The 26,112-nt window shown below is 60.8% G+C and carries 23 protein-coding genes; 4 read left to right on the forward strand and 19 right to left on the reverse strand.

All coding sequences use genetic code 11. From position 1 onward, the window contains the following. Positions 1-12 precede the first annotated feature (12 nt). Entirely contained in the window at positions 13-675 is a 663-nt protein-coding gene (locus KGA88_RS10720) for a flavin reductase family protein (RefSeq protein WP_110659207.1), read from the forward strand. A 316-nt stretch (positions 676-991) separates the two neighbouring features. Continuing rightward, positions 992-1,978, forward strand: coding sequence for an alpha/beta fold hydrolase (locus tag KGA88_RS10725; RefSeq protein ID WP_223590795.1), 987 nt, complete (start codon positions 992-994; stop codon positions 1,976-1,978). Between the two features lies 1 nt (position 1,979). Here the strand turns inward: KGA88_RS10725 and KGA88_RS10730 are convergent, their stop codons facing one another. The 6 genes from KGA88_RS10730 to KGA88_RS10750 are packed head-to-tail and all read right to left on the reverse strand — an operon-like array spanning position 1,980 to position 9,097. Then, the gene (locus KGA88_RS10730) at positions 1,980-5,078 is read right to left on the reverse strand and encodes an error-prone DNA polymerase (protein WP_223590798.1); all 3,099 of its coding nucleotides are present in this window, start codon (positions 5,076-5,078) and stop codon (positions 1,980-1,982) included. Continuing rightward, positions 5,054-6,469 carry a Y-family DNA polymerase gene (locus KGA88_RS10735; RefSeq protein WP_223590801.1) on the reverse strand — a complete coding sequence of 472 codons (1,416 nt, stop codon included), beginning with the start codon at positions 6,467-6,469 and terminating at the stop codon, positions 5,054-5,056. The genes KGA88_RS10730 and KGA88_RS10735 overlap by 25 nt, the downstream gene beginning before the upstream one ends. 7 nt (positions 6,470-6,476) lie before the next feature. After that, positions 6,477-7,094: a translesion DNA synthesis-associated protein ImuA gene (gene imuA, locus KGA88_RS10740; RefSeq protein ID WP_223590804.1), complete on the reverse strand. Its 618-nt coding sequence runs from the start codon at positions 7,092-7,094 to the stop codon at positions 6,477-6,479. Next, positions 7,094-7,711: a transcriptional repressor LexA gene (gene lexA / locus KGA88_RS10745; protein WP_007987463.1), complete on the reverse strand. Its 618-nt coding sequence runs from the start codon at positions 7,709-7,711 to the stop codon at positions 7,094-7,096. Before lexA ends, imuA begins: the two co-directional genes overlap by 1 nt. Positions 7,712-7,749: 38 nt before the next feature. Next, entirely contained in the window at positions 7,750-7,872 is a 123-nt protein-coding gene (locus tag KGA88_RS31405; RefSeq protein WP_263296078.1) for a hypothetical protein, read from the reverse strand. After that, positions 7,856-9,097: an MFS transporter gene (locus KGA88_RS10750; RefSeq protein ID WP_223590807.1), complete on the reverse strand. Its 1,242-nt coding sequence runs from the start codon at positions 9,095-9,097 to the stop codon at positions 7,856-7,858. Before KGA88_RS10750 ends, KGA88_RS31405 begins: the two co-directional genes overlap by 17 nt. A gap of 1,478 nt (positions 9,098-10,575) precedes the next feature. Here KGA88_RS10750 and KGA88_RS10760 point away from each other — a divergent pair. Beyond that, a complete protein-coding gene (locus KGA88_RS10760; protein ID WP_223590810.1) occupies positions 10,576-11,295 on the forward strand; it encodes an AAA family ATPase in 720 nt (239 codons plus the stop codon). A gap of 102 nt (positions 11,296-11,397) precedes the next feature. Here the strand turns inward: KGA88_RS10760 and KGA88_RS10765 are convergent, their stop codons facing one another. The 11 genes from KGA88_RS10765 to KGA88_RS10815 form a co-directional block, all read right to left on the reverse strand. Further along, on the reverse strand, positions 11,398-11,673 hold the full coding sequence (locus KGA88_RS10765; RefSeq protein ID WP_223590828.1) for a DUF971 domain-containing protein: 276 nt from the start codon (positions 11,671-11,673) through the stop codon (positions 11,398-11,400). Beyond that, a complete protein-coding gene (locus KGA88_RS10770) occupies positions 11,670-12,632 on the reverse strand; it encodes a HEAT repeat domain-containing protein (RefSeq protein ID WP_223590831.1) in 963 nt (320 codons plus the stop codon). Before KGA88_RS10770 ends, KGA88_RS10765 begins: the two co-directional genes overlap by 4 nt. After that, complete coding sequence (locus KGA88_RS10775) at positions 12,629-13,477, reverse strand: ABC transporter ATP-binding protein (protein WP_223590834.1); 849 nt, start codon at positions 13,475-13,477, stop codon at positions 12,629-12,631. Before KGA88_RS10775 ends, KGA88_RS10770 begins: the two co-directional genes overlap by 4 nt. After that, positions 13,477-14,259: an ABC transporter permease gene (locus KGA88_RS10780; RefSeq protein WP_110659652.1), complete on the reverse strand. Its 783-nt coding sequence runs from the start codon at positions 14,257-14,259 to the stop codon at positions 13,477-13,479. Before KGA88_RS10780 ends, KGA88_RS10775 begins: the two co-directional genes overlap by 1 nt. A gap of 116 nt (positions 14,260-14,375) precedes the next feature. Further along, on the reverse strand, positions 14,376-15,800 hold the full coding sequence (locus tag KGA88_RS10785) for an ABC transporter substrate-binding protein (protein ID WP_223590836.1): 1,425 nt from the start codon (positions 15,798-15,800) through the stop codon (positions 14,376-14,378). A gap of 280 nt (positions 15,801-16,080) precedes the next feature. Then, positions 16,081-16,326 (reverse strand): ferredoxin family protein, encoded by a 246-nt coding sequence (locus tag KGA88_RS10790; protein ID WP_007946457.1) that lies wholly within the window; start codon positions 16,324-16,326, stop codon positions 16,081-16,083. A 26-nt stretch (positions 16,327-16,352) separates the two neighbouring features. Further along, positions 16,353-18,083 (reverse strand): fumarate reductase/succinate dehydrogenase flavoprotein subunit, encoded by a 1,731-nt coding sequence (locus KGA88_RS10795; RefSeq protein WP_223590839.1) that lies wholly within the window; start codon positions 18,081-18,083, stop codon positions 16,353-16,355. Continuing rightward, on the reverse strand, positions 18,080-18,832 hold the full coding sequence (locus KGA88_RS10800; RefSeq protein ID WP_223590844.1) for a GntR family transcriptional regulator: 753 nt from the start codon (positions 18,830-18,832) through the stop codon (positions 18,080-18,082). Before KGA88_RS10800 ends, KGA88_RS10795 begins: the two co-directional genes overlap by 4 nt. Positions 18,833-19,063: 231 nt before the next feature. After that, complete coding sequence (locus tag KGA88_RS10805; protein WP_223590848.1) at positions 19,064-20,032, reverse strand: Gfo/Idh/MocA family protein; 969 nt, start codon at positions 20,030-20,032, stop codon at positions 19,064-19,066. 16 nt (positions 20,033-20,048) lie between these two features. After that, on the reverse strand, positions 20,049-20,936 hold the full coding sequence (locus KGA88_RS10810) for a Dyp-type peroxidase (protein WP_110659647.1): 888 nt from the start codon (positions 20,934-20,936) through the stop codon (positions 20,049-20,051). Positions 20,937-21,184: 248 nt separating this feature from the next. Then, complete coding sequence (locus KGA88_RS10815; RefSeq protein ID WP_110663158.1) at positions 21,185-22,225, reverse strand: AraC family transcriptional regulator; 1,041 nt, start codon at positions 22,223-22,225, stop codon at positions 21,185-21,187. Between the two features lie 208 nt (positions 22,226-22,433). On the opposite strand from KGA88_RS10815, the gene KGA88_RS10820 reads away from it, so the two are divergent. Continuing rightward, positions 22,434-23,381 carry a transporter gene (locus tag KGA88_RS10820; protein WP_110657101.1) on the forward strand — a complete coding sequence of 316 codons (948 nt, stop codon included), beginning with the start codon at positions 22,434-22,436 and terminating at the stop codon, positions 23,379-23,381. Positions 23,382-23,486: 105 nt separating this feature from the next. On the opposite strand, the gene KGA88_RS10825 is transcribed toward KGA88_RS10820, so the two are convergent. Beyond that, positions 23,487-24,695 (reverse strand): DSD1 family PLP-dependent enzyme, encoded by a 1,209-nt coding sequence (locus KGA88_RS10825; protein ID WP_181431982.1) that lies wholly within the window; start codon positions 24,693-24,695, stop codon positions 23,487-23,489. Positions 24,696-24,769: 74 nt separating this feature from the next. Then, positions 24,770-26,068: a D-arabinono-1,4-lactone oxidase gene (locus tag KGA88_RS10830; RefSeq protein ID WP_411740843.1), complete on the reverse strand. Its 1,299-nt coding sequence runs from the start codon at positions 26,066-26,068 to the stop codon at positions 24,770-24,772. Between the last annotated feature and the right edge of the window lie 44 nt (positions 26,069-26,112).

Raw genomic sequence — 26,112 nt, forward strand, 5'->3', positions numbered from 1 at the left:
GGAATTCTGCCTATGCAAAGCTTCGACTTCAGCACACTGAGCCCACGGGACAAATACAAGATTCTGATCGGCAGCGTCGTGCCACGGCCGATTGCCCTGGTCACCACCGTCGACGGCGAAGGCCGGATCAACGCGGCGCCATTCAGCTTTTTCAATGCACTGTCGGCCGACCCGCCCATCCTCGCCCTGGGCGTGGAAAACTACGGCGACCAAAGCCCCAAGGACACCACCCGCAACATTCAACTCAGCCAGGAATTCACCGTGAACATCGTCAGCGATGCACTGGTGGAAGCCATGAACGTCTGCGCCGTGCCCTTCGCCCCCGGCTTCGACGAGTTGACCGCCGCCGGCCTCACCGCCATCCCCGGCACCACGGTCAAATGCCCGCGCATCGGCGAAGCCCCGGTGGCGCTGGAGTGCCGGCGGATGATGGCGCTGTCCATCGGCCAATCCCGGGAGATTATCTTTGGTGAAGTGCTGATGGCTCATGTGCGGGACGAATTGATCGACCCGAAAACCCTGTACATCGATCAATTGCGCCTGGATGCGATCGGACGCATGGGCGGGCATGGTTATGCGCGCACACGGGATTACTTCGATTTGCCGACACGCTCGTTGCAAGCGTGGACGGAAGCGCCAGGGGGTGGGGAGCGGTTTTGGCCGCTGAGCAAATAACAGGCATTAACACAAACCCTGTGGGAGCGGCTTTTGTGGCGAGGGGGCTTGCCCCCGTTGGGCTGCGGAGCAGCCCCCAAACCAATCACCGCAATAATTTCAGGCACGCTGCATTCACCGATTTTACGACGGCTTCGCCGCCGAACGGGGTGGTGCGGCATGCTTACTCTGAAACCTGAGGTCGTACATTTCCCGGTTGCCAGTATTGTTGCCACGCCATCTTCAACATCAAATCGACCTTTCTTGCTGCGCAGCTCATCGATCCATTCGTTGGCAAGACAAAACAACCGATCAGCGTAATCAGGACGTTAATGACATGGATACCCGTCAGCGATTTTCCCTTTTCCATACCATTCGAAGCAGCAGGTACATCCTTCTGTTCTCCGTGATACTCATCCTTGCAACACTCCCGTTTTCGGGCACCGCACACTCAACCCCCGCGGATATCAACCCGACAGCAAAGTCCTCCCTGCAGACCAGGTCAATCCAGGCAGGCGACACGACCTGGTCGTATTACGAGGGCGAAAAAAACGGTCCGGTCCTGTTGCTTGTGCATGGCTTTTCTTCAAACAAGGAAGTCTGGCGCCCACTGGGCGAAGACCTCGGCGCACGCTTTCACGTGGTCATTCCCGACCTTCCCGGCTGGGGTGATTCGACGCGCCTTGCAGGCGGAAGTTATGACATTGATGCACAAGCGGCACGGCTCAATGATTTTTTGCTTGCGCTCGACCTGCGTGAAATCAATCTGGTGGGCCACTCCATGGGCGGTGCCATTGCCGGAGTGTTTGCCGCCGAGCGACCGGAGCGTATTGCTCGCCTGGTGCTGATCAGCCCGCTGGGGTTGAGCTTTGTCGAAAACGATTTCATCCGGGCGCTGAATGCGGGTGACAACCCGTTTATCTACGATGACCGTGTGGGCGTCGAGCGCACTGCCCGACTTGTCTATCTCGATCCTCCCGAAATGTCCGATCAAGAGGTAGAAAATGCCATTGCAGGCAATCGGCGCCAGCGCAGCTTTATCGAGTCCACCCTGACGCAGATCCGCCCGCCGTCCCAATGGCTCGCGCTGGACCATCGACTGGCGCAGCTCACCATGCCGGTACTTGGCATCGGTTGCCGCGAGGATAAGGTGATCGATATCTCCGCCCTGGAGACAATGCAAAACGGTCTGCCCGATGGCCGGGTCGAAAAGGCTGTCACCCTTGAAGGTTGCAACCACTTGCCCATGCTCGAACGTCCTGTGGCAACGGGGCAGCTACTCAGCGACTTTGCTGCCGGCACTCAACCACCCGAAGCCCTGTGACTCAATGAAAGTCCCGGCTCCGTACGTTGATCCCATCGAGCAATGAACTCAGGTCACTCAAGCGTCCGGCAATCAGATGCCGGACCTCACCCTCCTTCTCCCAGCGCCCATCGACCTTGAGCAACTGCGAGCCGACCAGCACCTTGCGCTGCCGTTCGGCAAGGTCACGCCACACCACCACGTTGACGTTTCCGAACTCGTCCTCAAGGGTGACGAACGTCACGCCGCTGGCGGTGGCCGGGCGTTGTCGGCCGGTGACCAGGCCGGCGACGCTGACCGGCCGACCATGTTCGACGTCCAGCAACGCCTTCGAACTGCGGCAGCGTCGCGCCGTCAACTCAGCGCGCAACAGGGCCAACGGATGCGGCCCGAGGGTGGTGCCGACACTGGCGTAATCAGCTTGCAGGTCCTCGCCCACGGTGGGCTTGGGCAACGCCACCACGTCCTCTTCCTGGCTTGGCAGGCCGGCAAACAGACCCAGCTGCTTTTGTACCCCGGCCACCTCCCAGCGTGCCCGGTGCCGGTCGCCGGCCAGGCCTCGCAGCGCACCGGCATCGGCCAGCTGCTCCTGGGCGCGGGCATCGAGTCGCGCCCGTTCGCCAAGGTCGGCGATGTCGGCAAACGCGCCTTTGGAACGGGCCACCTCGATGCGTCGGGCATCGTCCTCGCGAAAGCCCTTGATCATGCGCAGCCCCAAGCGAATCGCCGGTTGCGCAGCGGCGATCGGTTCCAGGCTGCAATCCCAGTCACTGGCGCGCACGTCCACCGGGCGAACCTGCAAATGATGACGCCGCACGTCCTGCAGAATCTGGTCCGGGCTGTAGAACCCCATCGGCCAACTGTTGATCAGCGCACAGGCGAAGGCCGCCGGTTCGTGGCATTTCAACCAGCAACTGGCGTAGGTCAGCAAGGCAAAACTGGCCGCGTGGGACTCAGGAAAACCGTAGCTGCCAAAACCCTTGATCTGCTCGAAGATCTGCGCGGCGAATTCGGCGGTGTAGCCGTTTTTCTTCATCCCGGCGGCCAACCGTTCCTTGTGTGGTTCGAGCCCGCCGTGGCGTTTCCACGCAGCCATGGAGCGGCGTAGCTGGTCGGCCTCGCCGGGGCTGTAGTCGGCGGCGACGATGGCGATCTGCATGACCTGCTCCTGAAACAGCGGCACGCCGAGGGTGCGCTTGAGTACCACCTCCAGTTCCGGTGACGGATACACCTCCGGTTCTTCCTTGTTCCGTCGTCGCAGGTACGGATGCACCATGCCGCCCTGGATCGGTCCCGGTCGAACGATGGCGACCTCAATCACCAGATCGTAAAACGTCTTTGGCCTGAGCCTCGGCAACATCGACATCTGCGCCCGGGATTCGATCTGGAACACGCCGATGGTGTCGGCCCGACCGATCATTTCGTAGGTGGCCGCATCTTCGGACGGGATGGTCGCCAGGCTCAGGTCCAGGCCCCGGTGCCGGCGCAGCAGATCGAAACATCGGCGAATCGCGCTGAGCATGCCCAGCGCCAGGATATCGACCTTGAGCAGGCCCACTGCGTCGAGGTCATCCTTGTCCCACTGGATGATGGTGCGCTCGGCCATGGCGGCATTCTCCACCGGCACCAGACTGTCCAGCGGCTGCTCGGAAATCACGAAACCGCCGGGGTGCTGGGACAAATGCCGGGGGAAGCCGATCAACTGCCCCGTCAGGCTGAGCACCCGGTGCAGCACCGGGCTCTGCGGGTCAAAACCACCTTCACGCAGGCGTTCAACGGGGGGTGTTTCATCGCTCCAGTGACCGCAACAATCGGCCAGGGCATTGATCTGGTCCGGCGGCAAGCCCAGTGCCTTGGCCACATCCCGTACCGCACCGGCGGCGTGGTAAGTGCTGACCACCGCCGTCAACGCGGCCCGGGCCCGGCCATAACGCTGGAACACGTACTGCAAGACTTCCTCGCGGCGCTCGTGCTCGAAATCGACGTCGATGTCCGGCGGTTCGTTACGTTCTTTGGACAGAAAGCGCTCGAACAGCAACGTGGTGCGATCCGGATCGATTTCGGTGATCCCCAGGGCGAAGCACACGGCCGAGTTGGCGGCAGAACCACGACCCTGACAAAGAATCTGTTGTTGGCGGGCAAAGCGGACGATGTCGTGGACCGTCAGGAAATAGCTTTCATAGCCCAGTTCCTCGATCAGTTGCAGCTCCTTGTCGATCTGCACCAGCACTTCGCTTTTCGGCCCTTTTGGCCAGCGCCACTCGATGCCTTCCTCGGTCAAATGACGCAGCCACGAGGAGGCCGAGTGCCCTTGCGGCACCAGCTCACGGGGATATTGATAACGCAACTGGCCAAGATCAAAGGTACAACGCCGGGCGATATTCAGTGTTTCTGCCAGCAAGGCGGGCGGATAAAGCGCCTGCAGCACGTCGAGGTTGCGCAGATGGCGTTCGCCGTTGGGGTGCAGGCGTAATCCGGCATCGGCCACCGGCAGGTGATGACGGATCGCGGTCATGGTGTCCTGCAAGGCGCGTCGGCCCCGGGCGTGCATGTGCACATCGCCACTGGCCACGGCCGTTATGCGCAATTCCCTGGCCAGGGTCAGCAGATCGTCCAGGCGCCTGGCATCGTCCTGACCGCGGTGCAACTGCACCGCCAGCCACAGGCGCTCGGCGAAGACCTGCTTGAGCCAGCGGCCCTGTTCAAAGGCATCGACAGCGTCCGGCACCCACAACGCCAATAACCCCGGCAAAGGTTCGCTGAAGTCTTCACGCAGCACCTGATACTGGCCTTTCTGCGTGCGACGCCGGGCACGGGTAATCAATCTGCACAGCACCTGATAGCCCTCGAGACTCTCCACCAGCAGCACCAGTTTCGGGCCGTTCTCGATGCGTATTTCACTGCCGATGATCAGCGGCAACTCCACGGACTTCGCCGCTTGCCAGGCACGAACGATACCCGCCAGGGTGCATTCATCCGTGATCGCCAAGGCTTGATAGCCCTGTTTTTTCGCGCGTTGGAACAGTTCGAGGGCACTGGAGGCGCCGCGCTGGAAGCTGAAGTTCGACAGGCAGTGCAGCTCGGCATAGTCGATGCTCATGCGAACCAACCCTGCAACCACAACGGGCCGTCCTCACCGACCGCCCGGTAGGCCCAGCCCTGTTGGCCGGCACGGGTTTCGATCAGGTAGTAGTCACGGCGTACGTCGTCGCCGTCCCACCAGCCGGACTCGATACGCTCCGGCCCCATGAGGATGCGTGCCGAGCCCTGATGCACGGCCAGCGGCTCGGTCAGCAGCCAGCCCGGCCGCTTCACCGCGGCCGGCACCGCGCAAGGCTGGCTGTCGGCACTGGCCTGCCACGCGCACTCGGGGCGGTGATCGGCCTGGAAGCGCAAGCCATGCACTGCGTCATCCCCCAGCCGTGCACGCAGGCGTTCGCGCAGTTGCTCCCAGGGCAAGGACTGCTGCGGGCGATCGTCGAACAGTTCCTGATGCTGGGGCACGAAGGTCGGCAAATCCTCGGCACGCAGGAGAAAACCGCGCACCGGCGCCTCGACCTGCACTTGCTCCAGTCGCCCCCGGGCCAGCTCGAAGAGCATCGCCGGGTCGCGCTCGGCGCTGAGCAGGCCGACCTTGATGACGGTGTCCGGCATCCCGGCGTGCTCCAGGTGCAGGTCGAAACGCTGTACGCCGCTGTCGCGACCACAGAGGAACGCCGACAGGTCGCCGGTCAATCGACGCAACGGGAACAGCAAGGCCTGATGGGACTGCACATCGAAATTGAGCTCGATGCGCACATCGAAGCGGTCCGGTGGCAGGTAGAACGCCAGCGCCAGCCGTCGCACACCGAACAGGGCATCCAGATGCTTGAGCACCTGGGCTTCGAAACGCCGGGCCAGGCTATGCCGGGGCAACGCCTGCACCTGGCTCAAGGTGCGCAGGCCCATGCGCGACAAGGCCGTGGCGACCGAGGCTTCGAGACCGACCCGGTCGACGGGCATTTGCCCCAGGTGATGCTGCAAGGCTTGATCATCCGGCACCACCAGGCCGTCATAGGCATTGGCCAGCACCCGCGCCGCCACCGGGTTGGGCGCGGCCACGATGCGGTGCCGAAACCCCAGTTCGCCGAGCTCTCGGCGCAAAAGCGCTTCGAACTGCGGCCAGGCGCCGAACAGGCCGAGGCTGGATTCGATCTCGAACACCACGGCCCGAGGGTAATGCACGCTGACCTGGGAACTGAAGCGATAGGCCCAGGCGGCGAGAAACTGCTGCCAGTGTTCGATGTCAGCGGCGTCGTATTCAGCCGTGGCAAAGCCTTTGCTCAAGGCCTGTGCCGCGCTCATGGACTGGCCGGGACGCAAGCCCAGCGCCCGCGCCGCGTCGTTGACCGCCTGCAGCACCCGGCGCTGGGCCGGGCCGGTCAGCAACGCCAGGGGCTCATCGGGATCGGCGCGCTGACGCAGTACCGCGTCCAGCGCCAATTGCGGGAAAACAATGCAGACCCAGCGCATGGCAACCTCAATGCCCCACGGCGAAGGCAATCGGCGCCGAACGGGCCAGGCCGCCGCGGCACTTGAGCACGCGCAGTTGTGCCGGCTGGGCATCGATGGCAATGCGCAAGGCCGCCGGCGAAGGGTTGATCGCTTCACTGAGGGGGCGATAGGCGAAGGCCAGGGTCTGGCCGGTTTCCGCCGCCACCTGCAAGCGGCGCAAGGCGCGGTCATCGACCTTGTGCGGCCAGCACAGCACCGCGCCGCAACTGCCCGACCGCAGGCATTGTTCGGCGGCCCACAGCGCATCGCGCTCGCTGGCCCGGATGATCGACAACTGGCGCAGATCGACCCCGGCGCCCTGCCACGCCTGGGGATACGGCACATAAGGCGGCGCCACCAGCACGATGCGCTCGCCCGCCGCCGACAGCCGTGCCAGCGTCGGCCACACCAGTTGCAACTCGCCCACGCCCTGCCCGGCCAACAGGATCTCCGTCAGCGCCGCCTCCGGCCAGCCTCCGCTTGGCAATGCCGCGTCGAGCGCGGCATGCCCGGTGGGTTGCGGGCTGGCGGCCGGTGGCGCAGGCCGGCCCCTCCAGACCTGGCCGCCATTGAACAGCGTATCCAGCGCAACGACGGCACCCATCAGCCTTGCCTCACCAGGCCACAGAACACGCCCTCGATGGCCAGGTCCCGATCGGCCTCGACAATGATCGGCTGGTAGGCCGGGTTGCGTGGCAACAGTCGAACCACATCGCCGACCCGCTCGAAGCGCTTGATGGTGACCTCGCCGTCGAGCCGCGCGACGACGATCTGGCCGTTGAGCGCCTCGGGGTTGCGGTGCACGCCCACCAGATCGCCGTCGAGAATGCCGTCCTCGATCATCGAATCACCGCGCACCCGCAGCATGTAGTCCGGCACCCGCGAGAAGATCGACGGATCGAGCAGCAAGCGGCTGTGCACCTCGGCATCAGCCCCGATCGGCGCACCGGCCGCCACCCGGCCAAGCACCGGGATGTCCAGCAACTCGGGCCGCGGCGGCTGCCCGAGCAGGCGAATGCCCCGGGCCTGATGCGGGTTGACCTCGATAAACCCGGCTTCGGTCAGCGCCAGCACATGCTTGCGCGCCACGCTGCGGGAGGCAAAACCGAACGCCTCGCTGATTTCAGCAAGGCTCGGAGGCTGACCGTGCTCGGCGATGCGATCGCGGATAAAGGTCAGGATGGCGGTACGGCGGGGAGTCAGAGTCGTCATGGAGTACATTTGTACTCTTTTGGCTTTTTTCTGGCAAGGGCCACCAGTCAGTGGCGCAAATTAGCGGCGGCTGTGATGACCTTTTCGCGGGTAAGCCGGATCGCCGCCCCACTCAAAATCAGGGCCGAAAGATCTTGGGCCTGCTCTAGCACGTTATTGCACTTGATCATTTTGAGCACTCCTTGGCATGAGCGTATAGGCCGCCAGAACAATGAACAGGGTACCCACTGCACTAAGGATTGCCGTGAGGGAAAGGGTCTGGGAGTAACCAACCAGCCCGCCGACGATTCCGCTTCCAAGATAAATAAAGGGGTGCAGGCCACTGGTAAAAAACGTATCGACTGCCACCACTTTACCGAGGTCCTTTTCGGGAGACAGTGTCTGCATCGCTGTGGCCCAACCAGTCAACCAGGACGCTTCGACGACACCTACCAGGGTCGCCCCCAGTATCGCCATCCAGGACGAGCTTCCCATGCCGAGTAGTGCCATCGCGCCAGCCAGGAACAAGCCGCAGGTCACTGCAAGCCCGATCAGTCGTTCATGCCCGGAAACAAGCACCGTGACGATTGATCCAATGCACGCACCGAATCCCGAGGCGGCCAGACACACCCCCCACATTTCTTCATTGAATCGATCGCTGATGGCATAGGGAGCGACGACCAGGAAAATCGGGAAACACAATACGTTCACCACGAGGGTGGCCGCGAAGCCCAGCAAAAGCTTGGAGTTGCCGGTAACGATGGCAATGCCATTGACCGCTTCTCGAATCGAGAACTCCTCCTCGAACTCATGGGGCTCCACATTAGGCAACATCGCCGTGTAAATGGCGGCGCAGAAGAATGTCAGACCATCGATCAATATGCCCCAGACCGGATCCCAGAAAATGATGAATACACCCAGCGTCGCGGGAAACAGCACAGCGACCAGGTTGTCGACAAAGTTCATCGCACCATTGCCTGCCACCAGTGCTTGTTTGGGCAGCAAATTGACTAGCAGTACCTGAGCACACGGGCGGGAAACTCCGATGCCGATGCCAAATATCAGATAGGCAAAGACCAAGTACCACCACGGTGTACCGGAGAAGATCAGCGCCACCGCGGCCAGTTGAGCACACCCCCTCGCCATGTCGGTGTAAATCAGTATTCGCTGCGGCGACTTTCGATCCGCCAGCAAACCTCCGACCAAGGCCCCGATCACGCTCCCTACCCCAACTGCCGCCATAACAAAACCAAATACTTGTCCTCCGTAGCCGGTCCGGATAAGCGCTATCGGCAGTGCGGCTAGACAAATAGCGTCGCCGGCCATCGAGAGACTTTGGCCAATCAGCAACTTGCGAAAAGACGAGACGCTCAGCGCTTCGGTATAAGGTGATAAGCGATCAGCAATGGAAATCATAAGTAATCCTCCTTGAGACCTATGCTGCGTCCTGGTTTAAGTGCATAGCGAGCTTCAATCCCCCTCTCCGGATTTCAAGTTCTCCTCGACCGAGAATCGAGACCTTGAGCGGCTGTCCGCAAAAGCAGTATGTCAGTCGATACTTCATTGGCTGCTTTCGCGAGCAGGCACACATATCAGATTGGGGCGGCTTCGGGGATGAGTTGTGCCAGATACGCTCATGGATAAATCCCCCCGCTCATGCCCATCGCTGAAGACCAGTTGCAGGCCATAGCCCTGGCGTGCCGCTCGATAAACGCCCAGTGCTCCTTATTCGAACAAAACGGACGATCAAAAAAAGATAGGCCTACCGTCCGTCGACTTTCTAAAAAAATAGCATCTGAAGAAAATAAAAAACCCATAAAAAAGTACAAACCGCACATTTACTCCTACAGAAATACCTTACTCAATATAGCAAGATCATTTCTGTTTACCGAAAACCAAAATACAGTTTCAAAAAAGAATTCCACAGCTCCACGCTAGAAACCAGTCACACCAGAACAAAACAAAGCCATTAAGACATCCTAACATCATGTAGGACCCATCTTAAAAGCCCATAGGAAAAACCCTACAACACAAAACCCCCTCACTTGCGCCCAATACTAAAATAAACTAATCCTTGCAGCACCACTTAATACCAAATGGTTCGCCCTTCCATAAAAAATAAAAACAACAAGCACGGAAAATCGCCACTCAATGACTAAAAATATCATACCCAGAGCCTCGACCCTAACATCAATACTCATAAAAGAACAACTAAAAGAACCCATCGCCCTTTTCTGGATCATGATATCGCCTTGTGCGATGTTCTATTTTTTTGCAATAACCAGACAAGACCCCAACTATTTTTCCAGCAATTACGTTACAGCTTCAGCATGGTTTTATGCCTACATCTCTTCCAGCGTTGCATTATTCGGATTCGCCTTTTACATAATCGGAAGAAGAGAAAGCGGATTCACCCGATCATTTATTTACTCCAAGGAATCGAAACTGATTTTTCTTTTATCGCACTTCACAGCCTACTCATTAATATCAATATCTTATTGCGCAACCTTTTACTTAACGACCAAATTACCATTTGGAAACTACGACCTCAATGAACTACTGAATATCACACCACGCTTTTACATCTGCTTTATCATGTTTTGCGCGATCGGGGCTGTATTCTCATTATTACCGATCAACTTTCAGAATTCGAACACTTTGCTTTCCATTTTTTCGTTCTGCATGTTGATTCTCGGCGTAATGAGTGCAAGCAGATCAAACCCCATCACCGACGCCTTGAACCTCGCAAACCCACTGACACTTGCAAGCCGGATAATGGAACAGGGCCTTGAATCCAACAAACTCATCACAACAGCAATAATTATTGTATTTACCTTAGTACTGCACAAAACCTTCAAACACCTAAGAATCAATCCCGTATGGAGCCGATACTGATGAAAAAATTCACGGCGCAGGGCATTGACTTCTCCTATACAGACAACCCCCTCTTGACCCAGGCATCTCTTGAGGTTGCTCAAGGCGACATTGTCGGCATTCTGGGGCCCAACGGATCTGGAAAAACAACTTTTTTCGATATTGTCTGTGACCTTAAAAAAGCGAAGTCCGGCTTCATAAAAAACGACTTCAGTCAGTTTTTATACCTTTCTCAAATCATTAGCACTCCCCCACCGTTGCGCATGCGTGACATCTTTAAAATGGTGACTGCGCTGTCATCAAGCGAGCCTATGACACAGGATAAGACCTTAAAAAAACTAAGTGCGTGGAGCCCTGCAATAGTTGACCGATATCAAGACATATGGAACAAAAAATCATCGCTATGCAGCTACGGAGAGACACGCTGGTTCTTTACGCTCACTCTTCTATCAATTTCTGCAGACTTCGTGATTCTCGACGAACCTACCGCCGGTGTAGATCCGGAATTTCGGCGCTATATTTGGCAGTGCCTACGCGCCGCCGCCAGTGAGGGCACCGCTATTCTGGTTTCCTCGCACAATGTTGATGAAGTCATTAACCATTGTGATTATTTCTACATGATTAGCCAGAAGCGCTTCAATCGCTTTGCCAATGGTAGGGAGTTCATGCATCGGTATGGAGTAAAGACTGTGGACGATGCGTTTATCCGAGCCGTTACTGAGCCTGTATTCACCGCATAAAGCCGGTCGACTGTTGGCGAAAAGCGTCCAGACGTACCGATTCCTCCAACGGCATCGCTTTATCGTTCACGTCCATCGAGTTCAGGCTCGCTCCTACAGGGATCAGGTCAGAGCAGAGAGATACGCCCACGGATAAATCCCCCGCTCATGCCCATCACTGAACACCAGTTGCAGGCCATACCCTTGCGGATTCAGTTCAATCACCTGAACCCGCGCATCCACCATCGGCGCCATCCCCCGCAAACGAAACGCCCGGCACTGCGAGCACGGGCACTGCCGGCGCAATTCGGCATGGTCCAGCACCTGCTCGCGGCCATCCGGCCAGTTCAGGCGCAACTGCTGTTTGCTGCGGGAATTGCCAATCGCCAGCGGGTTCATTGCAGTTGGCTCAAGGCAATGCGCACGGCCTTGCGCACTTCCGGGTCGCCGTCGTCCTGCGCGGCCTGCAACGGTGCAATGGCCCGTGGGTCGTTCAATTCGCCGAGGGCCAGCGCGGCTTCCTTGCGCAGGTTGCTGATGCGGTGGCCGAGGGTGTCGATCAGGGCTTCGAGCGCCGGTACAAAACGCAAGCGGCCGAGGCTGCGGGTGGCGCGCAGACGCACCTGCCAGTAGTCGTCGCCCAAGGCATCGATCAGGGCCGGGCCGGCGTCGGGGTGGCCGACCTTGCCCAGGGTGGTGGCGGCTTCTTCGCGGACTTGCCAGGCTGCGTCGCGCAAGGCCTGGCGCAGGGCTGGCAGCACTTGTGCGTCAGACGCCAGACCCAATGCGCCGGTGGCGGCACGCCGCACCTCGGTGTCCGGGTCAGCGCTGGCCAACCGCGCCAGTGCCGGCAAGGCATCGAGTTGCTTGAGCCAGCCGAGCACGCCCACCGCCTCGCGGCGCACGCTGGCGCTTTCATCAATCAATGCCCGGGTGGCGGCATCGGCGGCATCGGGGCAACGCAACTCGCGCAACGCCCTGAACGCGGCGATGCGCACGCCGTTGTCGGCGTGCCCGGTCCACGGCAGAATGACCCGGCCCGCCGCTTCGCTCTTGAGCAGGCTGAGGCTTTGCGCGGCTGCCGCCTGCACCGCGGGGGACGGATCGGTCAGCGCCTGGCACAACGCTTCAACCACCGGCTCGTCCTCCCAGGCTTCCAGCAACCGCGCGGCTTCGGCGCGAACCTCTGCAATCGGGTCTGCGGCCAGTCGATCGGTCAACCACAGCAGGCCGTCCGGTTCCTCGAGATCGGCCAGTTCGATCAGCGCGATCCGGCGGACGCCGGGGTCGTCATCGGTCAGGCGCGGTTGCAGGGCAAGAATGTCGTCGTTATCGGTTACATCGAATAGTGAGGTCATAGGGCAAATCGCGGCAGTTTGTTTTCAGGGGGAAGTCCGAGCGGGTTCAGGCGCGGCAGTTGCCGGCCGTCTTCGTGGCGCAGGAGTTCGAGGCAATGACGCTTGAGGTGCGAGAATTCAGGGCGGGTCATCAGTTCCGTGCTGCGCGGCCGGGGGAACTCCAGGCGCAGGTCTTCGATGATTCGCCCGGGGCGCGTGCTCATGACCAGCAAGCGATCGGCGAGGAACAGCGCTTCGTCGATGTCATGGGTGACGAACACCACGGTGGTGCGGATGCGCGTCCAGATGTCCAGCAGCAGTTCCTGCATGTTCAACCGGGTCAGGGCGTCGAGGGCGCCGAAGGGTTCGTCCATCAGTAACAGGCGCGGGCGGTTAACCAGCACCCGGGCGATTTCCACCCGTTGCTGCATGCCGCCGGAGAGCTGATCGGGCCAGCGCCCGGCAAAACCTTCGAGGCCCACCAGGGCGAGAATTTCATCCGCCGCCTTGTGCCGTTCAAGCTTGCCGACACCGCGCATCTTCAAGCCGAACGCCACGTTGTCACGCACCGTGCGCCACGGAAACAGGGTGTGCTGCTGGAACACCATGCCGCGTTGTGGCGATGGCCCCGACACCGGCGCGCCATCCACGTTCAAGGTGCCGGTGCGCGGTTGCAGGTGGCCGGCCAAGGCGCCGAGCAAGGTGGACTTGCCGCAACCGGACGGCCCGAGAATGCACACGAACTGGCCCGGTTCGATCTGGCAATCAAGGCCCTGTACCGCTTCGAAAGCCGCGGCCCCCTCGCCCAGGCTGATCGACAGCCCGCGAATGTCGATGCGCCCTTCCAGGTGTTGAAAAACGCTCATCAGACTTTTCCTCGTGGTCGATGCCAAGGCGTGAACAACCCGCCCAGACGCTTGATCAACAGGCTGCTGCCCATCCCGAGCACACCGATCAGCAACATGCCGACGACGATGTCGGCGTAGTTCTGGATGGTGTAGGACTCCCAGGTGTAATAGCCGATGCCGAATTGGCCGGAGATCATTTCCGCCGTCACCAGGCAGAACCACGAGGTGCCCATGCCGATGGCCAGGCCGGTGATGATGCTGGGCGCGGCGCCCGGAAGAATCACCTCCAGCAGGATGGCCCGGCGCCCTGCACCGAGACTTTTCGCCGAGGCGATCAACCGTGGGTCGACGCCTTCGACGCCGTGCACGGTGTTGAGCAGGATCGGGAACAGTGCGCCGGTGAAGGTGATGAACACCATCGACAGTTCCGAGGATGGAAACATCAGGATCGCCAGGGGAATCCACGCCACCGCCGGGATCGGGCGCAGCACTTCCAGGGGCGGCAGCAACAGATCCTCGGCCCATTTCGAGCGGCCGATGGCCAGCCCCAGGGCCACGCCGATGATCAGTGCCGCGAGGTAACCGGCGAATACCCGAGCGAGGCTGCTGCCCAGGTGCTGCGCGAGTTTGCCGGAGTCGCCGAGGCCGAGGGCGGCTTCAATGACCGCCAAGGGTGTCGGGACGTTAGCGAAGGTCACCAGGCCGAGGTTCCAGTGGTGGCTGGCGGCGAGTTGCCAGAACAGCAGGCAGAGCAGCAGTGAAGCGGCCCTGGGGAGCCAGCGAGAATAGGATCGGTACACAATTATTCCTCTCAACCAAAAACCCGTAGGAGCGGCTTGCTGGCGATAGCGGCGGGTCAGTCGACATCAATGTTGAATGTCAGTCAGCAATCGCCAGCAAGCCGGCTCCTACAGGGTTAGCGGGTGGCCACGGCCTGCGCTGTGGCATCGGTGAAGTCGAAGACCTTGCCGCCCTGGGCCGTGGCGAACTGTTGGGCCTGGCCTTTGAGCAGGAACGCATTCAGCTGCCCTTTGCCATCGGTGGCAAACCACGCCTGATCCGCCAGCAACTTGATCCCGCTGTCACTGGCCTGGGCGTACACCGCGCGGATGTTTTTGCCTTCCTGCTTCAAGGCTGCCAGCGCGGCAAACGCCGCTTGCGCCGAGGCGTACTGGCGGACTTTCGGCTCGCCGCGCACCCAGATTTCCGCCACGTGACTGAAGTCGGTGATGGCTTTGCCGCTGGAGGCATCGACGGCTGTGAGCGGTGTCTGCTGGTAGTTCGCAAGCTGCGCGCTGTAGTCCAGGTTCGAGGCCTTGAAGGCGGCGCGGATGTACTGGTCGTCGATGAAGGTGTTGAGATCGAGACCGCGATCGGCCTTCTTCAACAACTTGAGGGTATCGATGGCGGTGCCCACGGCCTGACGGTATTCCGGCTTCCAGCTCAGGTCGCGGGTCTGCACGCCGAGGGGGCCGTGGAACAGGTAATTGACCTCGGCATCGACCCCGGTGACCTTGGCGATCAGCTCGCTGTATTTCTCCGGTTCAGCCGCCAGCAGCTGGTTGGCTTCGATGCTCGCGCGCAGGTAAGCGACGACGATTTCCGGGTACTTCTGCGCATAGGCCTGGTCGACCAGCGCGCCGTGGAAGGTCGGCGCACTGGCTTGGGAGCCGTCATAGATCTTGCGGGCGAAGCCACGGCTGGGGAACAGTTCGGCGAATGGCACGAAGTCGGCGTGAGCATCGATCTTTCCAGCCTGCAACGCGGAGCCGGCGACTTCCGGCGGCTGGGCGATGATGTTGACGTCCTTGAGCGGGTCCCAGCCCTGGGCCGCCACGGCTCGCAGCAACATGCCATGGGCGGTGGAGGCGAACGGCACGGAGATGGTCTTGCCCTTGAGTTCGGCCAGCGACTGCACGCCCGACGCACTCGGTACGACGATGCCGTTGCCACTGCCCTTGGTGCTGCCCGACAGCACGCTGATAAACAGACTGTGCTTGCCCGCCGTTTCGAACGCCACGCCGTTGAACGCGCCGGGGAAGTCGGCCATGGCGCCGAAGTCGAGTTTTCCGGCGACCATCTCGTTGGTCAGCGGTGCGCCGCTGGTGAAGTTTTTCCACTGCACGTCGTAATGGGCGTCCTTGTAGGGGCCGTCGTGGGGCAGGTATTTGTCCAGTAGCCCGAGTTCGCGAATCAACAGACCGCCGGCGGCGCAGTTGATGGTGGTGTCCTGGGTGCCGATGGCAATGCGGATGGTTTCGGCCGAGGCCGACAACGTGAATGAAGCCAGTACCAGACCGGCCAAAGTTGCACGCAACATGAGTGTTTCCCCTCGAATCATTTATAGGATGTTCGTCTCCGCCACGATCAGGGCGTGGTGGGAAACGAGGGGTGTTGTGAATCAGGCGTCCGGTGGTTGCCGGATGGCGTTTTGGGTTGTCTGTGCTGGCCACTTCGCGAGCAAGCCCGCTCCCACAGTTTTTCTGGTGTACACAAGACCTGCGACTGGCCACGATCCCCTGTGGGAGCGGGCTTGCTCGCGAAGGCGTCCTGTCAGTCAATGGGGATGCCAGCTGTGCCGGCCTCTTCGCGAGCAAGCCCGCTCCCACATGGACTGTGTTTCAGCGCAGCAGGTACGGGATCTCGACTTTCACCGCCCCGGTCGGGCAGTCCTTTTCGCAGGGCATGCAGTACCAGCATTCATCGAAGGCCATGTAGGCCTTTTGCGTGGCCGGGTTGATCGCCAGCAGGTCCATCGGGCACACGTCGACACACACGGTGCAGCCTTTGTGGGCGATGCAAAGGTCCTCATCGACCGTGACCGGTGCGTTGGAGCGGAAGAAGATTTCCTGGGGTTGGTAAGCCATGTTCAGTCTCTCTCTTGTTGTCGGCATCAAGCCGCATCGGCACCGACCCGCAACCGGTCGTAGGCCTGCATCTCGTCGGCATCCAGCGGGATGATGTAAGGCTCGACGGCTTTCTTGAAACTGCTCATCAACCCGTTTTCGTCCTTCTTCAGGTGGCAATGGCAGAACCAGTCGCGGTCGTTGCGCTGCGGGTGATCGACGCGATGGTGGTACAGCCCCCAGCGGCTTTCGGCGCGGAACAATGAAGCGCGGGCAGCCATTTCGGCGCAGTCGCGGATCATGCTGACTTCCATGGCGCGCATCAGTTCGTGGGCGTTGTGGGCCTTGATCTGGTCGAGGTCGCGCTGGATGTCGCTGAAGCGTTGCAGGCCGATCTGCATCTTCTTCGTCACTTTCGGCGGTTGCAGGTAGTCGTTGACGAAGCGCCGCAGCTTGTACTCGACCTGGGCCGGTGGCAGGCCATGTTCGCGGTCCAGCGGCGCGTAGACCCGTTGTTTTTCGGTTTCGATCTGTGCCGTATCCAGGGCGGAAAACTCGCGCCCGGCGACAAAATCCGCCGCGTTGTTACCGGCGAACCAGCCGTAGGTGAACGCGCCGAGCATGTAGTTGTGCGGCACCGCGGCCATGTCGCCCGCCGAGTACAGGCCCTTGACCGAGGTCTCGGCCTTTTCGTTGACCCACACCCCCGACGCCGAATGCCCGCTGCAAAAGCCGATCTCGGAGATGTGCATCTCGACCATCTGCGTGCGGTAGTCGGTGCCGCGATTGGCGTGGAACTGGCCACGGCTCGGACGCTCGTTGCTGTGCAGGATCTCTTCGATGTTCTGGATGGTTTCCTCGGCCAGGTGATCGAGCTTGAGGAACACCGGACCATTGCCGCTTTCCAGCTCCTGATGGAATTCCCACATCATCTGCCCGCTCCAGTAGTCGCACTCGATGAAGCGTTCACCCTTGTTGTTGGCGGTGTAGCCACCCAAGGGACCGGTGACATAGGCACACGCCGGGCCGTTGTAATCCTTGATCAGCGGGTTGATCTGGAAGCACTCCAGGTTCGCCAGTTCGGCCCCGGCGTGGTAGGCCATCGAGTAGCCGTCGCCGGCATTGGTCGGGTTTTCGTAAGTGCCCATCAGGTAGCCCGAGGACGGCAAGCCGAGGCGTCCGGCGGCGCCGCAGGCGAGGATCACCGCCTTGGCCTTGATCACATGGAAGTCAGCGGTTCGGCAATCGAAGCCCATCACGCCGTTGACCGCGCCCTCTTCATCCGTGAGCAAACGGGTGCAGACCAGGCGATTGGTGATGCTCACCCGCGCCCTTTTCAACTGGCGATAGAGGACCTTCTTGATGTCGTGCCCTTCCGGCATCGGCAACACGTAGGCGCCCATGTGGTGGACCTTTTTCACCGCGTAGTCGCCGGTTTCGTCCTTCTCGAATTTCACGCCCCAGCGGTCCAGTTGCTCGATAGTTTCGAAACTGTGGGTGGCATAGGCGTACACCGCGGCCTGGTTGACGATGCCGTCGTTGGCGATGGTGATTTCCTTGGTGTACTGCTCCGGCGTCGAGTGGCCGGGAATGATCGCGTTGTTCAGGCCGTCCATGCCCATGCTGATCGCGCCGCTGCGCTTGACGTTGGCCTTGTCGATCAACAGCACCCGCAGGTCACGGTTGCGTTCCTTGGCCTTGATCGCCGCCATGGGACCGGCGGTGCCGCCGCCGATCACGACGATGTCGTATTCCTGCTCCAACGTGCTGCGCGTCATGCCTGATCCCCTTTTTGCCGGTCGATCCGCAGGCGGTACTGGAAGGCATCGCCACGGTAGTAAAGGTGTTCGAAGTCCAGCGGCCGACCGTCGACATCGTGGGTCAGGCGCTCGATGCGCATGATCGGCGAGCCAGGTTCGACATTCAGCGCCTGGGTCAGGTCGCTGTCGGCCAGTACCGCATCGATGGCCAGGTCGGCGTGCCCCAGGGCCAGGCCACAGTCGTTTTCCAGGATCTGGAAAATGTCGCGGGTGATCAGGTCGGCTTTTTCCAGGCGCTCGCCAATGGCCTTGGGCAGGTAAGTGATTTCCAGGGAAATCGGCTCGCGGTTGATCAGACGCACCCGTTTGACCTGCGCCACGATCTCGCCTTCGGCCACCTGCAAACGCTCGGCGACGTGCTTGTCGGCGGCAATGAATTTGAAGCTGCGCAGACGGTTGATCACCTCGTAGCCGCGGCCGGTCATGGACTCGGCCAGGCCTTGCAGGGTGCTGACGTTCTGGAAGGTTTTCGGTTTGGCGACGAAGGTGCCTTTGCCGTGGATCTTGAAGATCAGCCCTTCCTTTTGCAGATCACCCAAGGCCTGGCGCACGGTGATGCGGCTGACTTTGAACAACGCGCCAAGCTCGCTTTCGGAAGGCATCTGGCTGTCTTGCGGGTATTCGCCGTCAAGGATACGGGTACGCAGCACGTCTCGCAGTTGGGTGTGCAACGGGACGCTGCTCAGGGATAGAACGTTATCGGTCATGGCAGATCACTTGTTATAACGAGTTATGACGTGATCTTAGAGAGGTTATGGCAGGCTTGAGAAATACCGAATGCGCATAAGGTTAGATGCGCAACGCAATCCGAAACTGTAGGAGCGAGCCTGCTCGCGATAAACCCGAGAACGCCGTGGGGTGTCAGACTTCCAGCGTTATCGTTGACGACCATCGCGAGCAGGCTCGCTCCTACAGGGGGTTATGTGTGGCCTGAAGAATCAGTGGCGCTTGAGGATCTGGTCCATCACCCAATCGGTTTTCAGCGCTTCGCCGGCCACGGCCGGATGCTGCGCCTCGCCACGAATATGCGCGTTCATGCCCAATACGTGGTGCCACTGAATGTGGGCGTGATGCTCGATGGCCAGGCTCAGGTGCTCATCGGCGTGCAGCTCAATCGGGTGCTCATCGAATACGGAAAAAGTGATCCGGCCTTGGCTGCCGATCACTTCGACCCGGTCTTCGCGGCGATCGGCAACGAAGTTCCAGCAACCCATGCCCAGTGCTCCGCTGGCAAACCGCCAGGTGGCGCTGACGGCATCTTCGGCGGCATACAAACCGGCTTGCCGTGCGGTGAGCCCGGCGACTTCGACGATATCGCCGAGCAGGTACTGAAACAGGTCCAGGCCATGGCTGGCCAGATCGGCGAAGTAGCCACCGCCGGCAATCGCCGGATCGGTGCGCCAGTTTTCGCTGCCGTTCTGATCTGCCGCCGACGGGGTTTTGGTGAGGGTCCAGCTCAGGTGCCGGACCTCGCCGATCCGCCCCTCCTCCAGCCATTGCCGCACTTGCCGGAAGCGTGGCAACGAACGCCGGTAATAGGACACGAACAAGTGCAGCCCGGCATCGGCAAACACCTGCTGCATCTCGCGGCTTTGTCCGGCGTTCAGCGCCATCGGCTTTTCGACGCAGCAATGCTTGCCGGCGGCGGCCACCTGCAGGGCGTATGCGTGATGGCTGTCGGGCGGCGTGGCGATGTACACCGCGTCGACCTCGGGATCGTTGATCAAGGCTTGCGCATCGGTGTAGACCCGGGCGATACCGTGGCGCGCGGCGTAGTCGGTGACGGCTTCCAGGCGCCGGCCCATCACCGCCACCAACGCCGATCCGGGTGCCTTGTAGAAGGCCGGGCCGCTTTTGCGTTCAGCGACACTGCCACAACCGATCATGCCCCAGCGCACCCGATTCATAGGCTCTCCTTGATTCTCAACCGATGCGCAATGCGCGCAGGTCCAGTCGACCGTCCTTGAGCGGCGGGCACCAGTAGTAGCCACCGGTGATTGGACGGCTGATGCGGTACAAACCGTCGGTGATGCCGTCTTCCAGACCGCTCATGCGGCGCAGTTGGGCTTCGAAGGCATCAAGGGAAAAACCAAAGGCCAGGAACATCAGGCCGGCTCGCTCGCCTTCGATCCACGGCATCGAGCGGCGCACCACGAAGGCTTCAGGCGCGAAGCTTTCCTGGGCGGTACGTTTGACGTGAGCGGAGACCGGCGCGTCGTCGATCTCTTCGTTGTCGCTCAGGCGGCGGCCCATGATGTTGTCCTTTTCATGGGACGGCATCGCATGGAAGCCCTTGAGGTCATGCTGCCACTGCTGGATCGCGGCGAAGCTGCCGCCGATCGTGCCGTCGACGCCCTCAGCCACCAGGGCGGCGGCAACAGCGGCTGCGTCGTGGGGGTTCTCGGTGCCGTCTTCGTAACCGGTCAGGTCATGGCCGGTCATATGGCGGAAGGTTTCATTCATCTGCACCAGGCGCAGCGCCGGGGCCAATGCCGCGGCGATGGCGTTGCTGCGGTTGAGCAATTCACCACGGTCTTCACCGTGCAGCCAGCACCACAGTGCGTGTTGGGTCGACGGGTTGTCGACCCCGACACCGGTCAATGCCGGGAACGCTCGCAGGCCTTCGATCTGCCCATCCAGCGCCTTGACCAGCGATTCACCAAAGCCGACGACAGCCGATTTCCCGTCCACCAGCTGCATCAAGTTGTCGAGCGCGGCCGGCAATGCCTCGACCGATTCGAGAGCGAAGAACATATGGCGGGCTTGAGGCGGAACGGGGGTGGCGAGAATGCCCGGCTGGTAATGACTCATATGAACTCCTTGAAAAAGAGCACGGAGTTTAACCGGAGTACGAGGGTTTGTGTGCCATCCGGGCCCAGGAACCTATGGCAAAGGGGCTTCTGTGGCGAGGGGGCTTGCCCCCGTTGGAGTGCGTAGCGCTCCCCTCTATTTTCAGTCATACCGAGTCAACAGATTTTGGGGCTGCTTCGCAACCCAACGGGGGCAAGCCCCCTCGCCACAGAAGCCCGCTCTCCACAGAAGCCGCTTGCCACAGGAAATCAAACCACGCTGGGGCTTTCGTTGCGATACGCACTCGGGCTCATGCCGGTCCAGCGCTTGAAAGCCCGGCGAAAGCTGCGTACGTCGCTGTAGCCGACTTCCTCGGTGATGCGCTCGATGGACATGTCCGGGTTGGCCAGCAGGCTCATGGTGCGGGCCTGGCGCACTTGTTCCAGCAGCGTTTCGAACGTCAGCGCATGTTCGGTTAGGCGGCGGCGCAAGGTGCGGCTGCTCATGTTCAGGTCGCCGGCGATTTTCTCGATGTGGCTGCCCTCGGTCAGGTCCCGGGCAATCGCCCGTTCCACCGCCTGGATCAGATCCATTTTCTGGTGCACTTGCGCGGCTTCCAGTTCGAGCAGTTTCACCGCCTGACGCAGGGCCAGGGAATGGTGGTTGGGCAACTGAACGTCCAGCCAGTGCGCAGCGATCACCATGCGATTTTGCAGGCAACCGAAACGCACGTCCGGCCCCAGCAGTCGTGAATATTCGTTGAGATAGTCCGGCGCGGCATGCATGAACTCCACGGCCATCGGTTTGAAATCCGCCCCGGCCAGCGCCCGGCCGTACACCAGCAGGCTGGCGAAAAACTCCTCGACCGCGAACAACTGCACGTCGGCGAACGGCAAGCGGCATTCAACGTCGACAAACACCCGGTCACCCGCCTCCTCCACACTCGACACGACAATGCCGCCCGAGGTGTGCTGATGGCGAATACCCAGTTCGAAAGCATCGCGCAGGGTCTTGCACAGCGACAACACATGCCCGAGCAACCCCAGCGTCCCAAGCACATTCTGCGCGCCGACCCACAAGCCAAGGCCCTGATTGGGCAAGGCCTTGAGCGCACGCTGAATCATCGCCACGGCCTGGCGATAGGAAATACGCTGCGCCGGGTCCTGCAGGTCCTCGAAGGTAAAACCCAGCCCTCGGCACAGGCTCTCGGGGTGGATGCCTTTTTGCTCGGCGACTTCGGCCAGGGTTTGCAGGAGAAACGGCGACACCAGCGCCAGTTCAAAGGTGGGATCAGTCACTTTCATTTGCATGGGGCTATACATTCCGGGTCAAGCTGCATTCTTATTTTTGTAACCGGTTATGTCGAAGGAAGTTAGCACAGGGTTCAAAGGCTGTCCGCAGAAGTCCCCCTAAATGGCCGCCAATACCCTGCCTTGCGGGGCGCAGACAGCTTATTTCTATGTTGCGGCCCTCGTATGGATGCCGAAAAGCCCGCTAACAATAATAACGAGTACACCCATGACCCCGACCCGCACGACACTTCCCCTACTGGTCTTCAGCCTGGCCGGCGTCTGCGCCCTGCAACCGGCACTGGCCACCGAGGCTGGCGTGGACAATATCGGCCCCGGCACCGACGGCTTTTTCATGTTGCCGCTGTCGCCCGACAGCCTTCCGGACAACATGGTTGCCTTCAACCTCTACTACAACCACTACAAGGCCACGAAGCTGAACATCAGCTCGCTCGGCGGCAAGGTGCCGAACGTCGAGATCGAATCCACGGCGGTCATTCCGCGCCTGGATTACCTCAGCCCGGTGCGCGTGTTTGGCGGCCGGCTGGCGGGCTACATCGCGCAGCCCTGGCTCAAGCAGGAAGTCTCGGTGTTCGGTCTGCCGCAGGACACCCGCGAAGGCATGGGCGACACCACAGTTGCGCCGATCATTCTCTGGGACATGGGCCCGAACCTGACCCTCGGCGCCGCCATTGAAGTCACGGTGCCGACCGGCGAATACAGCGTCGATCGCCTGGCCAATACCAGCAACAACTTCTACACCTACAAACCGCTGTTTTCCTTCACCTGGCTGCCGACGGACAGGACCGAGGTGTCGATGAAGACCACCTACAGCTTCAACGAAAAAAACAAGGACACCGACTACAAGTCAGGGCAGATTTTCCACTTCGATTATTCCGCCAGTTTCAAGATCACCGACGACCTGATGCTCGGGTTGAACGGCTACTACCTCAAGCAAACCACCGACGACAAACAGTTCGGCCACACCGTGCAGTTCAATGGCGAGGACGTCAACGACGGGGTGCGCGGCCAGGTGTTTGCGATTGGTCCGGCGCTGCACTGGACCTTTCTCAAATACGCCAGCGCGGAGATTCGCTGGGCCAAGGAGTTCGACGTGGAAAACCGGCCTGAAGGGGAAATGCTTTGGGCGAAGGTGAGTATTCCCTATGCGTTTTGACTGAAAGGACGCCTTCGCGAGCGAGCCCGCTCCCACATTTGGAATGCATTCCCCTGTGGGAGCGGGCTTGCTCGCGAAGGCGTCGGAACAATCACCCAACAAACTTCAGGAATACACCGGCCAGCTATCCACAATCCTCCCACCCCGAACCGCCAGCAAATCCCCGAACTGCAACAACACCGACTCCGTCTGGGTCGGCCGCAAGAACACCTGGTCCTCAACCGCCAGCCCCACCGCCGCCGAACCATTGACCATTTCCTGGTTCGAGCTGCGGCCATACACCCCATTGCTCTGCAACCCCGCTGGCGATTCGAGCTCGGCCATCCAGTTACCGCCATAGATAAAAAAGGTCTCGCGCTGATTGGTGTCCCACCAGGAAAACAGCCTGGACTTGTCATCCAGCGCCGGAATGTTCACCGCCCCGGTGCTTTTCAATACCGGCGTAGCGATATATGCCGCTGGCACATGCTCCACCAGCGACGGCAAATCATAGTGAGTGGGCTTGAGCATCGCCGTCCCCACCGACACTTCGCTGCTGAGCTGTTCGTGCTCATGCATGCCATAGCTCGGGCTGCCGGCGGTATTGAGGGTCAACCCTTCGCGCCATAAAGCGGGGTATTGCTGACGGGTGAAATCGACGCAGCGGTTGTAGATCAGCATCACCTTGGCGAACAGCTCCTCAGGCGAGCCCAGAATCCCCGGTACGCCCATGCCCACGAACGGGTCGTAGCCCATGAACCCGGCGAACTCCAGGTGCTGCGGCTGCTGGCTGATCAGCGCGAGCATCTGCCCGAGTGCGCCAAGGTCGCTGACGCCACCGCGATGCAGGCCGACATCCAGTTCGATGTTCACCCGCACTCGCGTGCCCAGCCCCTGGGCCAGGGCGAGGTATTGCTGCAGGCGCTCCGGTGTATCGAGCAACCATTGCAATTGCCTGGAAGGGTCGAAAGGCCCCTTGTGCAGCTGATAAAACAACTCGGCCGAACGCACCGGCAGCGGCTTGCCCAACAGAATATCGGCGCCGGGAAACTGCACGGCGTCATGATTGAGAAACGGTTGGTGAAACGACATCAGGCGTTGTGTGCCGGCACGCTGGGCGATGTAGCTCAAGAGCCCCGGCGCCGGCAGCGATTTTTCCACCAACCGCAGGTGTTTGCCACCGCGCTTGACCGATTGCATCACCACATCAATGTTGTGATCGAGCCGATCAAGGTCGATCAGCATCACCGGACGCATCGGGCCGTGGTCCTTGAGTTCGCGGTTCAGCATACGGAAGTAATCGCTGTACGGTTCACCCCGGTCACCCGGCCGCAGCCACGCCCCGACACCGACCAACAAGACGCCGACACCCGCAGTGCCGAGCAAGAAACTGCGGCGATTGACGGCCATCAGCTCACCCCCAGAATCGAAGACAAATGCGCATTGAGGAATTTGCCGCTGGGGTCGAGCTCCTGCCGCACCCGGATGAATTCCTGCCAGCGCGGGTACAGCGGCTGCAGGTTTTTCGCGTTAAGGGTATGCAACTTGCCCCAGTGCGGCCGGCCGTTGTACTTCCAGAAAATCGGCTCGATGGCGGCGAAGAAGTTGTGATGATCCATCTGGTAGTGCTGGTGGACCGAGATCGAGCAGCTGTCGCGGCCTTCGAACATGCTCAGGGGAATGTCGTCGGCCTTGACGTAACGGTATTCGATTGGAAACCAGGTGCGCAGGTCTTTGTCCTGGATCAGCTTGAGGATCTCGCGCAAACACGCCGGGCCGTATTCGGCCGGCACGGAATACTCCATTTCGTTGAAACGCACCGTGCGCACGTTGGCGTAGATGTCGAACGAGTCGCCCACCCGGTCATCGAAACTGGCCAGGTGGCGCAGGCTGTTGAGCATCGTGCGGCGCAGGTCCGGGAAGTCGCTGGCGTATTTGTCGATCTTCTCGATCAGCGTGACAAACTCGTTGCCACCCTCCTCATCCGCCGGCACCGGTGGTGTGGCCGGGTCGGTGGTTTCGTTCAGGGCGATCGACAAGGCGTAGTCGGAATGGGTCACCACGAGCATTTCCCAGTGCTGGTTTTCCCGGGTGTTCTTGTCCAGGTCTTCCAGCAACTCTTCGGTCTTGGCAATCCACTGGCGCTCCCTTAACCGATAGGCCGGGCGGTTCTGCAGACGAATTTTCGTGGCCACCCCGAGTGCACCCAGCGACACCCGCGCCGCGTTGAACACCTGCGGATGACGCGTACTGTCGCAGTCCAACACCTCGCCGCTGGCAGTCACCAACTGCAAGCCACAGACATGCGCCGAATAGGATTGAAAGTGCTTGCCGGTACCGTGGGTCGAGGTCGAGATCGCACCGGCCAGGGTCTGGTAATCGATGTCGGCCATGTTTTGCAGGGCCTGGCCGATGTCCTTGAGCGGCGTGCCCATGCGTGACATCGGTGTGCCGGCGGCAAACTCGGCTTGCAGCGCTTGCGGGTCGTGATCGAGCAATCCGGTGAAATAGCTCAGCGACAGCAGGGTGCCGTCGGTGGGCACCAGCGCGCTGAAGGAATGCGCCGAGCCCACCGGACGAATCTTGCCGGGAGCCTGGCGCACCACTTGCGTCAACTCATCGAGGTTCCTCGGCGCCAGCCGCGCCGCCGGCAGGCAACTCTGGCCACCCGACCAGTTGCGCCAGGGAATCAGTCGTGGCGCGCGCATCAGCTCGGCCAGTGCCGGCGTTGAGCCGAGCGCGGTAAAGGCGC

It is taken from the genome of Pseudomonas sp. A-R-19 (assembly GCF_019956575.1).
GTDB lineage: Bacteria > Pseudomonadota > Gammaproteobacteria > Pseudomonadales > Pseudomonadaceae > Aquipseudomonas.